The organism is Yersinia aleksiciae, from assembly GCF_001047675.1.
Taxonomy (GTDB): Bacteria; Pseudomonadota; Gammaproteobacteria; order Enterobacterales; family Enterobacteriaceae; genus Yersinia; species Yersinia aleksiciae.
In genome coordinates, this window is record NZ_CP011975.1 from 478,123 (window position 1) to 493,082 (window position 14,960).

The following is a 14,960-nucleotide window of genomic DNA, read 5'->3' on the forward strand; positions in this document are numbered from 1 at the left end:
ATAAATCATTCACCTTGTCTGATAATCAGAAATAACTGCAAAGTCATACCTAAGCCATGGTGCAAACTTTATGCATCATGCCAGAGGCATTTTTAGTTTTCAGGGAAAGCATAGTTTTTGTCACTACTTATGAATCCACTAGCTATCAACTTCAAGAATAAGCCCCTGTTTTAGCGTAAAATTTAGACGAAAATTTAAAAGGTAAAAAAACGATAAAAACCTTTGCTTACGAGCACGGTTCTCATGTTTACTGATGCATCTCTGTTTTACCGCCTTTTCTTATTGAATAACTATGCTAAAGCAAAATAGCCGTAATCTGTGGTTGCTGGTCGGTTCACTCTTCACCTTATATTTCGTTTGGGGTTCAACTTATCTGGTCATTCGCATCGGGGTGGAAAGCTGGCCACCATTGATGATGGCTGGCTTACGTTACCTGATCGCCGGGGTGTTACTGTTCAGCTTCCTTGCCATTCGAGGCCATGCCCTACCCACCTTACGTCAATGGATGGGTGCCAGTGCAATCGGCATCTTATTATTGGCTATTGGTAATGGGCTCGTCACCATCGCCGAACACCAGCACGTCCCTTCGGGCATTGCCGCCGTCATGGTCGCAACCGTGCCGCTATTCACTCTATGTTTCAGCATGTTATGGGGCATGCGCAACACAAAACTGGAGTGGTCGGGGATTGCTCTTGGTCTGGTTGGGATAGTATTGCTGAATACCGGTAGCAACTTATTGGGTAACCCAATGGGTGCAGTCCTGATATTGCTGGCTTCTGCCAGCTGGGCATTTGGCTCAGTCTGGAGTTCACGTCTGGCATTGCCAAGTGGTGCTATGTCCGGTGCTGCGCAGATGTTGGTGGCAGGGGTGGTGCTATTAGTTGCCAGTACATTAAGTGGTGAAGAGCTGAATCAAATGCCAAGTATGGGCGGCATTCTTTCATTGCTGTATTTGATTGTTTTCGGCTCGATGCTCGCCATCAGCGCCTATATGTTCTTGCTGAAAAATGTCCGCCCGGCGGTGGCCACCAGTTATGCCTATGTGAATCCCGTCGTCGCTGTATTGCTGGGTATCGGTTTTGCTGGTGAAAGTCTATCGACGACCGAATGGTGTGCATTAGCCGTTATTGTTTCGGCGGTAGTATTGGTCACGCTGGGAAAATTTCTGTTTAAGCCGCGTTAATCTTTGCGGATCAAGAATGCAACACGGTTGTTTCATTGAGTGAACAGGCTATAATTCCCGCTGGTTAGATAAAAAGTGAAAATAATTATGCTGAAAAAAGCACTCGTTATCCTGATTGCGATAATGGCTCTGAGTTCATTAGGCGGTGTTTTTCTGGCCGGGCTGAACATTTATACCCGTTCAACCACCCCACATGAAACCGAAACGACAGAATCCTCGCCACTGTCTGATATAGGCCCAGCGGGCTTATCGAACAATGGTCAAGAGTCTCCATAGCACCTATTAATCACACGGGGTCATCATTATTACTCCGTGTGATTAATGATAGAAATACTCTGCATAACTGCTTATATCTGTCACAACCCTATATATTTCACAATCCCGTCGGTCACAACCTTGTTCGTCACAACCCTGCTCGCCGTACCTACTGCTTCAGCACCCAGATAAAATACTGCCCCTCTTTCTGCTCTGAGCCTTCCAAAATCTTCTCGAATCCGGGGAAATGCTGGCCCCAATCAGCAAGACTACGGATGTAGCGCAACCACGGCTCATCATCGCGACCAAAACTCTCCCCCGGCATGACGATCGGAATACCCGGAGGGTAAGGAATGACCCCGACAGCAGAAATGCGCCCTGCCAACTTATCCAGTGGCAGCAACTCGCAACGCCCAGCCATATGCTCCTGAAAAGCCTGACGAGGTAAAGTTACCGGAGTGGGTAAATGGCTAAATGCCGCCGCCTGCAACTTATCCATCTCACTGGTTTTCATATAAGCAAACATGGTGTCACACAGCGCTTTTAAGCCAATATGCCCATATTGTTGCGGATAATTTTTAGCCAGATTGGGTAGGCAAATCGACACTGGCGTATTGCTGTCATAGTGCTGCTTGAATTCCAGTAGCACATTGATTAGTGTGCCCCACTTCCCTTTGGTCACCCCCACCGAAAACAGGCACAACACCATAAAATCAGTGGTTCGCGAAGGCACAATTCCTCGCTGCCCTAGAAATTCCGTCACCACTGCGGCGGGAATCCCCTTTTCGACCAATTTGCCATCATCCCCCATACCTGGCACCATAATCCCCGCCTTAATGGGATCAAGCATGCACCAATCATCTTCTAACGGGTCAAATCCATGCCATGACTCGCCGGGTTTGAGCACCCAGCAGTCGGGATCGGTGGTTAACTGCTCTCTTGACGCTTTTGCAAAAGGAATCCGCTGACCACTTTTGCTCTCGGTGATCTCTGGCGCATTCCAGGGCTTAAAGAACCACTCACCCTGTTGGGCAAAGGCGTCATGAGCACGCGCCAACGCTAAGCGGAAATCGACCGCTTCATCGATAACCTCCTGTGTCAGTGCCTGACCCTGATCCCCCTCCATCATCGCAGCCCCCACTTCATTGGCGGCAATAATGGCGTAAAGCGGTGAAGTCGTGGATTGCAACATATAGGATTCATTAAAACGTGAGTGCTCGATGGGTTTCTTACCATTTCTCACGTGGATATAAGAAGCTTGAGATAGTGCTGCCAACAATTTATGTGTTGATTGCGTGGCAAAGACAGTCGGCCCCTGCGGATCATGATCAGTGGGCGCGCCCCGCATAGCGAAGCGATCGCGGTAAAGAGGATTAAAGCGCGCATAGGCATACCACGCCTCATCAAAATGAATCTGATCGACACTTTTAGCCAATAGATCTTGTGCTTGCTTCGCGTTGTAGCACATGCCGTCATAGGTACAATTGGTGATCACCGCATAGACAGGTTTACTCTCTGAAACCATCGCCTTTAGTGGATTCTGCGCGATTCTCTCACTAATGGCGGCTGGCTGAAACTGAGCTTTGGGGATAGGGCCGATAATGCCATAGCGGTTGCGGGTTGGGATAAAAAATACCGGTAATGCCCCAGTTAGCACCAGCCCCTGCTCAATAGACTTATGGCAATTACGATCACATAACGCGATCTGCTTATCGCCAACTACCGCAGTCATAATGGCACGGTTAGATCCGGATGTGCCATTGAGCATTGAGTAACTGATATGCGCGCCAAAGATTTGTGCTGCATAGGCCTCGGACTCTTTGATTGGCCCGCTATGGTCAAGTAACGAACCCAATGATGCCCGCTCAATTCCTGTATCCGAACGAAATAGGTTTTCGCCGTAGAAATCCAGAAACTCACGCCCTACGGCACTCTTACTGAATGCCACTCCGCCCTGATGGCCCGGTGCGGCCCAAGAGTACTCAGGGCTATCTTGCGTGTATTGCAACAGGGCTTTGGTAAAGGGGGGTAATAACTGCTGATAATACTTGCTAATCAATGCATTGGCGCGGGCAGCAATAAACTCGGCGGTATCTTCATGCATCCAGACAAACTCATTGACCAGCTTCATGGTATCTAAGCTCAGGCTATCAATACATGAATGCTCCGCCATCAATAACACTGGAATAGATTTATTGCGCCGACGAATATCTTGTAGCAGGGCAAATGCCTGACTGTGGGATTCGTCATCATTACCGCCGGAGGTCCAATCAACAAAAATACAGCACAATGAGGAATCCGATGCCACCGTTGCCCTGCCATCTTCAAATGTCGCGGCAGCGATAACATTGAAGTTGATATCATCCAACGCAATAATTAGTTCATTCACCGCCCGACCATTGGCAGTATTGAAATCACGAATATTACTGTCGACGACTAAAACGTTACGCTTTTTGTGGCGACTTAAGTCAATCATCGTATTCGTCCTTATTCGCTATGATTTATCGCATAGCAACAATGAGGCCCAATCAACTCGCGAGTAGGCCCGTGATTACTGAGCATTCTTAGCTGGAGAATCAAGTGGAAATGGACTTTTATGGGTACGGTTATAATTGAATGTGTATAGGGCCGTGATAACCATAAGAGTTACAAATGACCACATCACCTCTTTCGCCCCCGAACCGACGACAGCCCAAATACAATAGACAAAAGCGATCAGTGTAATTCCAATATAAGTGTTGGCTCTTGACCCTAAATGACCATGGCCCACCAGCAGTAACGCGGCACAGGTATACAAATAGGGAACCAGCGTAAAAATAACAGAGACAGAAGAGACTAAGCCAAACTCTTTAGCCGCATTGGGCGAGATACTGCTGATTTGGAATATCGTCATCAGAACCCCCAGGATCAGCAGACCCGCGACAGGTGTTCCGGACTTATTAACCCTCCCAAATATCGGCGGAAATAATCCATCATCAGCGGCCGCTTTGGCCGTTTGCCCAGCAACCAATGTCCAGCCCCCTAGTGAGCCCAAACAGCCTAGTGCCGCACAGAGTGAGACGATAGCGCCAGCGGTGTCCCCTAGGGCTAGACGTGCTGCATCACCAAAAGGCGATGCTGATACACGTAACTCCGCATTTGGAATCATGCCCATGATGGCGCTACTGGAAAGGACGTAGCAGACGGCTGCAATCAACACGCCCCCCACAGTGGCTATCGGCACATTACGCTTAGGATTTTTCACTACACCGGCAGCCACCGAGGCCGTTTCTACCCCAATAAATGACCATAATGTGACATTTAGGGTACTTTGAATTGCGCCCAAGGTGCCTAAGCCGCTGACATTCCACGCGGCCATATAAATTTCGCCTTTGAACCAGAACCAGCCAAATAGTGCGATACCTACAATAGGTATCAGTGCTAGCGACGTGGCAACCGCTTGTACTCGGGTAATCATTTTAGGCCCAACAATATTTAGCCCAACAAATATCCAGAGAACCACAATGCAGGTAATGGTTAATACCATTGGCTCTTTCAAGATTGGGAAAAAATAGCTGAGATAACCGACACCAATGACGACCATAGCAATATTACCAATCCAACATGCCAACCAATAAAGCACATTTGTTTGATAACCTAGAAATGGGCCAAATGCTCGCCGCGCATAAGCGTAGGAGCCTCCAGGACTATCATCCAAAGATGACATCTTGGCATAAACCATTGAAAGTGCTAATGCGCCAATAATTGTCACCAGCCACCCCCAGATAGCGATTCCCCCTGTCGATGCTAAACTGGCTGGTAATAAAAATACGCCGGACCCCATTATATTCCCTGCAACCATAAGGGTTACGGGAATAAGCCCGACCTTTTGATCATCTGTAGACATAGGTAATCCTTACAAACGCCTATAAAAATAATAGAAATGACAATGAATATTTGGTGCACCTATAAAGGTAGCTGATATAAACAATAAATAAAGAAATCTCAGAATATAAATAATTATATTTATATCATGCGAGCCATTTAATTCCCCACTGAATAATTAATTACATATATTATTTAATAAATAGTTTAAGTTCTGTATTAGTGAATAATACATATAGTAGGTATATATATTTAAAGTGTGATTACACCTGCTGCAAAAGCGGTTGCTTGCATCTGCTTAATGACGTTATAAGCCGACCAAGGCAGTACGTTAAATGCTCTGATCAATAACTTATCCTTGGCGGTCGCGGCCTCAGGTGCATTAACCGTATCAGTGATAGCCTGCCGTATCCGGGCTAGTTGTTCTTTGGATGTCGATAATGAGGTAATCAGTGGCAACCCCGGGGCGGCTTCTGTTTGCGCTATAATCTTTAATCCGGCAACCATTGATGGATCCGCGCGTTGTAATAACGCAAAGCTTACACAATCTATCGCGGCAATATCTGCCTGCTGCCGTCGAATCATGTCAATTGATTGGTAATGGCTTCCAGAGGCTAAACCATGAGAAAAAAAACGCCCATTCACGGCCAGTGGCGTAATTAAAGCCCGTAAAGCATTGTACCCGGACTGAGAATCGATGCTGTTATACGCCACTCGCCTGTGCCTAAAATCAGCCAGTGTTTGCCCATCATCATTGGCTCGAACCACAACTAAACTGCGGTAATACTCTGCTGAGCAATAGGGTGATTGATAGCTGAATACCCCAACCAACTGCACCTGCTGCTGCAATAAATTCACCAGAGGGAAACCACATGTCTGGCTTAAAAGCAGATTTGGATCACGCCAGTGTTGCAGTAAATCCGATGGACACACTAATTGCTGATTTACCGCAGTGACACCATGGCGGTGTAATTGCTGCAATAATAGTCGCCCAAAAGGCAGGACATCTTGCGGCTGGACACCGTACATCGGGAGTGAAATCAGCATAGGTTCCTACTGTTCATGAGAACAACAAAAAATAGTCAGCCGTGCTTCTCTACGGGAAGCGTTTGTAATTCGCGCCAGCGTGACAGCCGCCGACTCAAACGTGAAAAAACCATATCTGTAATTATCGCCAAGAGTGCGACAACAACCGCCCCCTGAATAACGTAGGCGGTATTAAAGCCACTTAGGCCAATAATGATGGGAGAACCCAGCGTTTTCGTCCCGACGGTCGAAGCAATAGCGGCAGTACCAATATTGATAATGACCGATGTTCGAATACCCGCCACAATCACAGGTGCGGCTAGAGGCAATTCAACTCGCCACAAAATCTGCTGAGTACTCATTCCCACCCCTTGCGCCACCTCGCGGATACCTCGCGAAACAGACTCAATACCGGTGATCGTCCCTTGTAAAATGGGCAATAGGCCATATAGCACTAATGCGATAATGGCGGGTTTCTCACTAAACCCCATCACAGGTACTGCAATGGCAAGTACGGCGACCGGTGGAAAAGTCTGCCCCATCGCGACAACAGTCTCTACCACAGAACGAAACTCTTTCCCTGCTGGACGAGTCACTGCGATACCCGCACTAACGCCAATAACAACCGCGATAATGCTTGAAACGACTACCAGCATGACGTGAGCCACAACAAGGGACCAGAAGGTATCTTGTAGATAAATTGGCCTATCGAGGTCAGGAAATAAAGCGGCAAAAAAACCGTGCAGGGAGGTCATGCCAAAAACCAAACCCGCTAACAAAAGTACCGCCCAACAGAGCGGGTCTTTTAACCAACTCAGTAGCTGAAATGATTCGCGCTTAGCGGTTGCGTTCTTAATATCACTGGCTTTGGCTGCCCCAAATTTCACACGCCCCCCTTATCTGCTACCAAATCAGCAAAATAAAGCACACCCAATGGCTGCCCATGCTCATCGGTAACAGGCAATTTATCCGTCTGACGTGACACAAATAGGGAAAGCGCTTCACGCAGACTGGTTGTACCGAGTATCGGTAATCCAGTCTGCGTTTCACCACGCCTGACTCGTTGTTCTGCCCAGCCAAGTGAGAGCAACTTAATTCCGAGATCACTACGACCAAAGAAATCACGGACAAAATCATTGGCGGGTTGGGTCAACATTTCAAGTGGTGTTCCTTGCTGGATAACTCTCCCTTCATCCATCAGGACTATGCGGTCAGCCAAGCTAAGTGCTTCATCAATATCATGGGTAACCAGCACGATAGTTCGCCCTGATAATTGGTGGATACGGGTAATTTCGAACTGTAATGCTGAGCGTGTCACGGGATCTAATGCGCCAAATGGTTCATCCATCAATAATACTTCCGGGTCAGCGGCCAAGGCTCGAGCAACACCGACTCGCTGCTGTTGCCCACCGGAGAGTTGATGGGGATAGCGATGGATAAATTGTTCTGGATCCAGATGCAATAATTCAAGTAACTCGATAACCCGTTGGCGGATACGATCCTGTGGCCATTTGAGTAACTGCGGCACGGTGGCAATATTGCGTTCCACAGTCCAATGAGGAAATAAACCTATCGATTGAATGGCATACCCCATCCGCCGCCGCAAATCTTCCGGCTTATATTTGCGGATCTCTTCATCGGCAAAATGGATCTCCCCTTCGTCGTGCTCAATCAGTCGGTTAATCATCTTCAGCGTAGTCGACTTACCGGAGCCAGAAGTCCCAATCAGTACGGTGAACTCCCCCTTGGCAATCTGCAACGTCAGGTTGTCTACCGCCCGTTTGCCAGCAAAAGATTTGCTTACCTGATGGAAATGAATCATCGATTTGAAGTATCCATAAAAATAACGATGAATTTAAACAGTGAGTCAACCATGACTGCCATCACTATCACCGGTATCACGCCCAGTAGCACTAAGTCCAATGCACTACTCAGCAAGCCTTGAAACATAATCGCCCCTAACCCGCCGGCACCGATTAATGCAGCCACGACAGCCAGCCCTACCGTTTGCACTGCAATAATTCGAATACCGGACAAAATAAGGGGCATCGCAATGGGTATTTGTACCCAAAAGAATAGCTGGCTGCGGGTCATACCCATACCTTGGGCTGATTCCACCACACTGTCAGGAACAGACTCTAGCCCCGCAACCACACTACGCACTAAGGGTAACAACGCATAAAGCACCAGTGCGACAATCGCCGGTGCCAGACCTATACCACTAACGCCGTGCTCTGCTAACCATGGGATAGCCGCTGCCAGCCCTGCCAAAGGTGCAATGAGCAAGCCAAACAAAGCAATTGATGGGATGGTTTGGATAATGTTCAACGTTGAAAAAATAGTGCTTTGAAAGCGGCGAGAACGGAAACAGAGTAAGCCAAGAGGGATACCAATAAGCACGGCGGGGACTACCGTAGCCAATAGAATTTGAAGGTGTTGCCAAAGAGCATCATCAAATACATCTTGCCGATTAACGTACTCTTTCATTAATGACAACTGATCAAGTTGCCCTGTTGCCAGCAATATCGCTACCGGCAAAACCAGCAAGATATTTGCCAAACTGCGCCAAACGGGATTTACAATGGCGCGGGACAAGCTATCCACTGCAATCAATATGCATAACCCACTCATTAGCCAAAACCCACCCCCAAGTGAGGTACGAGCGAGACTCTCTTCCCCCCCTGTAAGTTGTGTGGCTGTTCTCCCTGCCAGTAACAACAGACCAAACAGCAGCACCTCGGCAAATAAGACGGTTGACCAATGCAGCACAATATTTTGTTTAAAAAAAGCAAAAGCAAACAGCAGCAGTATTGGCGCTAACAGCCACCAAACCACTCCTGTTATCAACGGCATTAGCGAGATCCCCTGCCCGGAAATCAGCCTATTTGGTGCATGACTGACAAAAGAAAGCCCCACCCCAGATAAAACCAGCAAAATAACCAGTGCTAGTAGGACTCGGTTTTTAACAGCCATAAAAATCCATCTCCATGACAGGTAATCTCTATCGCAATAACGGATTACCTGTGTATTTGATGGCGCTAAAAACAGCTAGCTATAGCACCATCTCTCACACACGCAGTTATCCTTTAATAAAGCCTTTTTCTTTCAGGTAATTGGCTGCCACTTTCTTCGCATCCTGACCTTCAACTGCGATACGCGCATTCAATTTTTGTAACGTCGGGCCATCGAGAGTGGCAAATACCGGGTTGAGTAACGCAGGTATCGTCGGATATTCTTTCAGTGTGGCCTCACGAATAATCGGTGTTGGCGCGTATATAGGTTGTACACCTTTAGGATCTTCCAGGGTTTGTAACCCCAAGGCAGCGACTGGGCCATCTGTACCATAAGCCATGGCAGCATTAACGCCAGAAGTTTGCTCAGCGGCGGCTTTAATCGTCACTGCTGTATCGCCACCCGCCAGTGATAACAGTTGGTCTTGATTCAATTTAAAACCATAGGCTTGTTGGAAAGCAGGTAAGGCATCAGGGCGTTCAATAAACTCGGCAGAGGCAGCTAATTTAAATTTCCCTCCAGCATTAATCCATTTACCCAGATCATCCAACGTTTTCAAATTATTCGCTTGGGCTAAATCCTGACGCACTGCAATGGTCCAAGTATTATTCGCTGGAGCAGGCGAGAGCCATACCAACTTATTTTTCTCATAATCCAGCGCTTTTACTTTTTCATAGCCCGCCTTGCTATCCTTCCAGGCAGGATCTTTTTCATCCGAGAAGAAAAAAGCACCATTACCGGTATATTCAGGGTAAATATCAATCTCACCCGCAGTGATTGCACCGCGCACCACTTTGGTTGTACCCAATTGTGATTTATTGGTGGTTTTTATCCCATTAGCATCCAAAACCTGCACAATAATATTGCCCAACAAGGAGCCTTCAGTATCAATTTTTGAGCCAACACGAACCGTGTCTGCCGCGTGAGATACGCCACTTAATGCCACCACCATCACTGCAAGCAGCGCAAAAATCCCGCTACGGGGTAGGGTCTTTGCCATGTTTACCTCTATATGCGCAAGGGTTAGTAAGAGTTCAAACGTGAATATCTAAAGAACATGGACATCTGAAAATATGGGGATCAGTTGCCGTTAACAAATCAGTAACCATATTAGATTTAGTCTAAAACAAGCCAAATAACCAATTGATATTAAATATATTATTAGTGAAAGATTGGCCTGATTACCTCATCTCCTTTATATATAACAGTATGATTACTAAGTATTTAAGCAGTGTTACCTTACTCAGGAACTTGATTAAGATTACATTAATGACTGTATATAACAACAGTTAATTTCAAGTAACGGAAGAGATTAAAAAATTTTGCGGTCAGAATTAGCATCTCTCTTTAAGTTGATGAGCGACTTTCAATTGACGGGGAACTATGACCGCTACATTCAATCACGCCATATCGTTCCTGCTCTATCAAAGTTTTATTCTCGCTATCGTAGAATGGATGTATTTCTATTTCCAACGCAGTAAAAGCATAAGCCTCAAGCCATTGATTATAGCCATGCACGACAAACTGCTCACTGCGATGCTGGTATTCAATACGATTTTCCAGATAAATCTGTCGTAACCCGTACCAAGGTAAGGAGGGTAAATCATGATGAACCAGATGGTAATTGAGGTTAAGAAATAGTAGACGCCATGGCCATGCTGCTTCATTTAACGTTGAACGCGCTGCACTATTATCAACAGCGCGGTGTTCAAAAAAAGATCTTATTTTTGTCAGGCTAAGTGCCGGATAGCCAATCACCAGAAGATAAAACAAGGGGGAAATGCCATAACTTGCTATCCAGTGAAGCAATCCGATAAGTAACCCCAAATGAACCAACCACATCGCCATGGCCTGACGGTCTCCAGCAAGAAAAGCACGGGCGGCACTGCTGATTGTATCAATGATATCCAGCGCAGGACCCAGAACCAGTCTTCCTAGAAAAGTATTACTGGCGCGTACGACCCTTTTGAAGGATGGGGAGAGGTATTTCCACTGTTCTGCCGCATAGTAATAGCTCTCGGGATCTTTCTCCGGATGGGTCAGATTTTCATCACAATGATGCTGAATATGCGAGTCACGATAGAGCCCATACGGATACCATACTGCAAGTGGTAAAGTCCCCAGTAGCTGATTAACCCACCGCCAACGAGTTGGATGCCCGTGAATTAACTCATGCTGTAGCGACATGTACCAAGTGCTCAACAAAATTAGCAGTACGCTGCCCATCAAGACACCCATTTGCTGCCAGTAAATAACAGTGGCAAACCAACCTGTGTAAATGACACCAATCAGTATCCAGGTAGGCAATTCCAATCGCCATAACCAAGAGCGTGACAGCTGCTTTACTCGTGCCTGCTGTTGCTCACTAAGGTAGTGAGCAACACTTACAGGGCGGTTATCACTTTGGGTGTTAGCAGTCGGCATATCAAAAGCTCATACAAGGCATAATTAGCGCCAGTATCAGTTGAATAGTCCCCACTGCTAACTAACTTAAAACACTATGTATAGCTAAAATATTTCTATTTAGACTTCTCTCCAGCGTAGCTCTTGTGCCGAGACGGCAATCGCATCCAGTACCTTCGAGACTTTCCAGCCCTCTTCAAAATCGGGCCACATGCGATCTCCGGCGGCAATACCGTTAATTAAATCGCGGATTTCAACGGTTTTTTGATCGTTAAATCCGATGCCATGCCCTGCACTAATACAAAATGCGGCATAATCCGGATGCTGCGGTCCGGTCAGTATTGTTTTAAATCCTTGCCTCGCAAGGGGATCATCATGGCGATAGAGCTGTAATTCCGCCATGCGTTCCTGAGAGTAACTGATAGTCCCTTTAGTACCTGTGACCACATATGTCAGCCCCATTTTACGACCACAAGCAATCCGTGAGGTCTCGATTGTTCCCATAGCACCATTGGCAAAACGCACCAACGCACTGGCTTGGTCTTCATTCTCCACCGCTCTGAGTTGTGACAGATTTTGTGGATCGGGCCGTTGCTTAATGATCATCTGCATATCACCCGAGACGCTCGTGATATCGCCGACCAAATAATGGGCCATGTTAACAATATGCGCAGCTAAATCCCCCAATGCCCCTAATCCGGCCTGCGCTTTGGTACAGTGCCAATCTAAAGGCGTCAGTGGGTCAGCCAAGTAATCCTCATTGTGAGTGCCGTAGAAATGCACGACATCCCCAATTTCACCGTTAGCGATAATCTCTCGTGCTAATTGACTGGTCGGGTTTTTCATATAATTAAATCCCACCAGCGTTTTCACGCCTTTGGCTCGTGCCGCGTCGACCATCTCTTTGGCGTCCGCAGCGTTAAGTGCCAGCGGTTTTTCTGAATAAACATGTTTGCCATGGCTAATTGCGGTTAGTGCCATCTCCTTATGCAGGAAGTTTGGCGCACAAATATCCACCACATCAATATTTGGATCAGCCACCAGCTCCCGCCAATTAGCGGTAGAGCGAGAAAAACCAAACTCGGCGGCTCGCTGTTGGGCCAGTTCTGGAGTGACTTCTGCCAGCATTTCTAATACTGGCAGCCCTTTTAATGGGAAAACAGTCGCGACCTGCGCGTAAGCAATGGCATGACAACGACCGATATAACCCGTACCGATAAGGCCAATTCGAACTTTTTGCATTCTATTCCCCTGCTTGTTTATAGATCATGGCCCCCTAAGGGGCTTTACATGCCAATGGTTATACGAAATTAAAATTTCATCATCAAGGCAGAAATAGAATGAAAAACTCCTTTTGCGAAGCGATACGAGAAATATTGCCTAGCTCGTGAAATTTTGCACAAACAGAGGGTAAGTCTTAGTGCCAAGCTCACAGAATTCTTGTCACTAACACTGATAAATAATTATGTATTTTCATTATGTAACTTTTTGAAAAATAGATTTCAACAAATGCGAAGAGTTCCGCATAGCTGATAAGTCAGGGTTTCAATCACGTAATTTCGCTATATAGTGAGTACAACGCTGAAGCGATCACTCAATCGCTATTTTATAATTTTGATAGGTAATTCGCTATGAGCTCACCTTTTCTGGTTACACCGCAGTGGCTGGCAGAACATAAGAACGATGCAAAAATTGTTATTTTGGATGCCAGAATGTCGCCACCAGGATTGATACCTAAAAGGGATATTCAGGCCGAGTTTGAGCAGGGGCATATCCCCGGTGCCGTTTACTTTGATATCGATGCAATAGCAGATCACAGCACCGACTTACCTCATATGTTGCCATCCCCACAGCAATTCAGTGAAATGGTAGGTCAATTAGGGGTTAGTGAGCAGCATACTTTAGTGATTTATGATGATGGCAACCTCTTTTCTGGCCCACGGGTTTGGTGGACGTTCCGTATATTTGGTGCCAAAAATGTCCATATCTTGGCTGGTGGTATTAGCGGATGGCAACAGGCGGGCTATGCACTGGAAAGCGGTTCGGCTAAACCAGCCCGCCAGACTTTTAATGCGAGCTTTAATAAAACAGCGGTCAAAAGTGTTGATGAGGTGCTCGCCAAACTTGGCAATGATGAAATACAGATTTTAGATGCCCGTCCAGCAGGTAGATTTAAAGCGCAGGAACCAGAGCCTCGCCCCGGACTGCGCCTTGGGCGGATCCCCGGCAGTATCAATGTTCCTTGGGGGAGCATGGTAGAAAATGGCAATCTAAAATCACCGCAAGAGCTAGCAAAAATTTTTGCGGCCCAAGGGGTAGATTTAACCAAACCTATTATTACCAGCTGTGGCTCTGGCGTAACAGCCGCAGTTGTCGTTCTCGGGCTGGCAGCCGTAAATGCACCATCGGTATCACTCTATGACGGCTCTTGGGCCGAATGGGGCGCATCGGACTCTCTGCCAATTGAAGAGACTCGCCTTCCATAAAGGAAGGCTAAATAGCGACTAGTCCACGGACGCCATCCTGTTCCATATCGGTGCCACGCCCTCGCTGAATAATTTTTCCACGGGACATCACTAAATAGTTATCAGCCAGTTCTGCGGCAAAATCGTAAAACTGCTCAACTAACAAAATGGCCATATCTCCTTGGGCGGCCAGTTTTTTAATAACCACGCCAATCTCCTTAATCACCGAGGGCTGAATTCCCTCGGTCGGCTCATCCAGAATAAGCAACCGGGGTTGGCAAGCCAGTGCCCGGCCAATCGCCAGTTGCTGCTGCTGTCCGCCAGATAAGTCTCCACCACGGCGATGCTTCATCTCATGTAAGACGGGGAAGAGCTGATAAATATTCTCCGGCACAACCTTGCTCTGTGAGCCGGGAAAACGCGAAAGTCCTAACAGGATATTCTCTTCTACTGTGAGTCGGGGGAAAATTTCGCGCCCTTGTGGCACATAAGCAATTCCACCTTTTACCCGTTGGTGTGGCGCTTGATGACTAATATTTTTACCCTCCCAAGTGATGCTGCCATTTTTGAGTGGCACTAATCCCATCAAACATTTGAGCAACGTAGTTTTACCGACGCCATTACGGCCCAATAAGCAGGTAACCTCCCCGACAGCGGCCTCGAATGATAAGCTACGCAAGATATGACTGCCGCCATAATACTGTTCTAGTTCATTGACTTGTAGCATCTCTCACCCTCAACTCAACGGATAT

13 protein-coding genes are annotated in these 14,960 nt (G+C 47.0%); 3 read left to right on the plus strand and 10 right to left on the minus strand.

The window, feature by feature from the left end:
- The first annotated feature begins 292 nt into the window (after positions 1–292).
- Together yedA and ACZ76_RS02320 are read left to right on the plus strand one after the other, a co-directional pair.
- On the plus strand, positions 293–1,183 hold the full coding sequence (yedA, locus tag ACZ76_RS02315) for a drug/metabolite exporter YedA (protein WP_048616439.1): 891 nt from the start codon (positions 293–295) through the stop codon (positions 1,181–1,183).
- 87 nt (positions 1,184–1,270) lie between these two features.
- Positions 1,271–1,459, plus strand: coding sequence for a hypothetical protein (locus ACZ76_RS02320; RefSeq protein ID WP_048616441.1), 189 nt, complete (start codon positions 1,271–1,273; stop codon positions 1,457–1,459).
- 148 nt (positions 1,460–1,607) lie between these two features.
- On the opposite strand, the gene ACZ76_RS02325 is transcribed toward ACZ76_RS02320, so the two are convergent.
- The 9 genes from ACZ76_RS02325 to ACZ76_RS02365 form a co-directional block, all read right to left on the minus strand.
- Entirely contained in the window at positions 1,608–3,914 is a 2,307-nt protein-coding gene (locus ACZ76_RS02325; protein WP_048616444.1) for an Orn/Lys/Arg family decarboxylase, read from the minus strand.
- A gap of 75 nt (positions 3,915–3,989) precedes the next feature.
- Entirely contained in the window at positions 3,990–5,324 is a 1,335-nt protein-coding gene (gene adiC, locus ACZ76_RS02330) for an arginine/agmatine antiporter (protein WP_048616446.1), read from the minus strand.
- A 230-nt stretch (positions 5,325–5,554) separates the two neighbouring features.
- Positions 5,555–6,331, minus strand: coding sequence for a phosphate/phosphite/phosphonate ABC transporter substrate-binding protein (locus tag ACZ76_RS02335; RefSeq protein ID WP_048620159.1), 777 nt, complete (start codon positions 6,329–6,331; stop codon positions 5,555–5,557).
- 53 nt (positions 6,332–6,384) lie between these two features.
- Complete coding sequence (locus ACZ76_RS02340; RefSeq protein WP_072081066.1) at positions 6,385–7,083, minus strand: ABC transporter permease; 699 nt, start codon at positions 7,081–7,083, stop codon at positions 6,385–6,387.
- 128 nt (positions 7,084–7,211) lie between these two features.
- Positions 7,212–8,150 carry an ABC transporter ATP-binding protein gene (locus ACZ76_RS02345; protein ID WP_048616448.1) on the minus strand — a complete coding sequence of 313 codons (939 nt, stop codon included), beginning with the start codon at positions 8,148–8,150 and terminating at the stop codon, positions 7,212–7,214.
- Entirely contained in the window at positions 8,147–9,301 is a 1,155-nt protein-coding gene (locus ACZ76_RS02350) for an ABC transporter permease (protein ID WP_048616450.1), read from the minus strand. The genes ACZ76_RS02345 and ACZ76_RS02350 overlap by 4 nt, the downstream gene beginning before the upstream one ends.
- Before the next feature lie 106 nt (positions 9,302–9,407).
- Positions 9,408–10,340: a glycine betaine ABC transporter substrate-binding protein OsmF gene (gene osmF, locus ACZ76_RS02355; RefSeq protein ID WP_048616452.1), complete on the minus strand. Its 933-nt coding sequence runs from the start codon at positions 10,338–10,340 to the stop codon at positions 9,408–9,410.
- A 347-nt stretch (positions 10,341–10,687) separates the two neighbouring features.
- Positions 10,688–11,764, minus strand: a complete 1,077-nt coding sequence (locus ACZ76_RS02360) for a fatty acid desaturase (RefSeq protein WP_048616454.1) — start codon at positions 11,762–11,764, stop codon at positions 10,688–10,690.
- A gap of 99 nt (positions 11,765–11,863) precedes the next feature.
- Positions 11,864–12,985: a Gfo/Idh/MocA family protein gene (locus ACZ76_RS02365; RefSeq protein WP_048616455.1), complete on the minus strand. Its 1,122-nt coding sequence runs from the start codon at positions 12,983–12,985 to the stop codon at positions 11,864–11,866.
- 389 nt (positions 12,986–13,374) lie between these two features.
- On the opposite strand from ACZ76_RS02365, the gene sseA reads away from it, so the two are divergent.
- Complete coding sequence (gene sseA, locus ACZ76_RS02370; RefSeq protein ID WP_048616457.1) at positions 13,375–14,229, plus strand: 3-mercaptopyruvate sulfurtransferase; 855 nt, start codon at positions 13,375–13,377, stop codon at positions 14,227–14,229.
- Positions 14,230–14,236: 7 nt separating this feature from the next.
- On the opposite strand, the gene urtE is transcribed toward sseA, so the two are convergent.
- Positions 14,237–14,935 carry an urea ABC transporter ATP-binding subunit UrtE gene (urtE, locus tag ACZ76_RS02375; RefSeq protein ID WP_048616459.1) on the minus strand — a complete coding sequence of 233 codons (699 nt, stop codon included), beginning with the start codon at positions 14,933–14,935 and terminating at the stop codon, positions 14,237–14,239.
- Positions 14,936–14,960 lie beyond the last annotated feature (25 nt).

What these genes read in the sequence shown, in the direction of transcription:
- osmF (WP_048616452.1), bottom strand. Translation starts at nt 10,340, where the DNA reads ATGGCAAAGACCCTACCCCGTAGCGGGATTTTTGCGCTGCTTGCAGTG.
- sseA (WP_048616457.1), top strand. Translation starts at nt 13,375, where the DNA reads ATGAGCTCACCTTTTCTGGTTACACCGCAGTGGCTGGCAGAACATAAG.
- ACZ76_RS02350 (WP_048616450.1), bottom strand. Translation starts at nt 9,301, where the DNA reads ATGGCTGTTAAAAACCGAGTCCTACTAGCACTGGTTATTTTGCTGGTT.
- ACZ76_RS02320 (WP_048616441.1), top strand. Translation starts at nt 1,271, where the DNA reads ATGCTGAAAAAAGCACTCGTTATCCTGATTGCGATAATGGCTCTGAGT.
- ACZ76_RS02365 (WP_048616455.1), bottom strand. Translation starts at nt 12,985, where the DNA reads ATGCAAAAAGTTCGAATTGGCCTTATCGGTACGGGTTATATCGGTCGT.
- ACZ76_RS02335 (WP_048620159.1), bottom strand. Translation starts at nt 6,331, where the DNA reads ATGTACGGTGTCCAGCCGCAAGATGTCCTGCCTTTTGGGCGACTATTA.
- urtE (WP_048616459.1), bottom strand. Translation starts at nt 14,935, where the DNA reads ATGCTACAAGTCAATGAACTAGAACAGTATTATGGCGGCAGTCATATC.
- ACZ76_RS02360 (WP_048616454.1), bottom strand. Translation starts at nt 11,764, where the DNA reads ATGCCGACTGCTAACACCCAAAGTGATAACCGCCCTGTAAGTGTTGCT.
- yedA (WP_048616439.1), top strand. Translation starts at nt 293, where the DNA reads ATGCTAAAGCAAAATAGCCGTAATCTGTGGTTGCTGGTCGGTTCACTC.
- ACZ76_RS02340 (WP_072081066.1), bottom strand. Translation starts at nt 7,083, where the DNA reads ATGACCTCCCTGCACGGTTTTTTTGCCGCTTTATTTCCTGACCTCGAT.
- ACZ76_RS02345 (WP_048616448.1), bottom strand. Translation starts at nt 8,150, where the DNA reads ATGATTCATTTCCATCAGGTAAGCAAATCTTTTGCTGGCAAACGGGCG.
- adiC (WP_048616446.1), bottom strand. Translation starts at nt 5,324, where the DNA reads ATGTCTACAGATGATCAAAAGGTCGGGCTTATTCCCGTAACCCTTATG.
- ACZ76_RS02325 (WP_048616444.1), bottom strand. Translation starts at nt 3,914, where the DNA reads ATGATTGACTTAAGTCGCCACAAAAAGCGTAACGTTTTAGTCGTCGAC.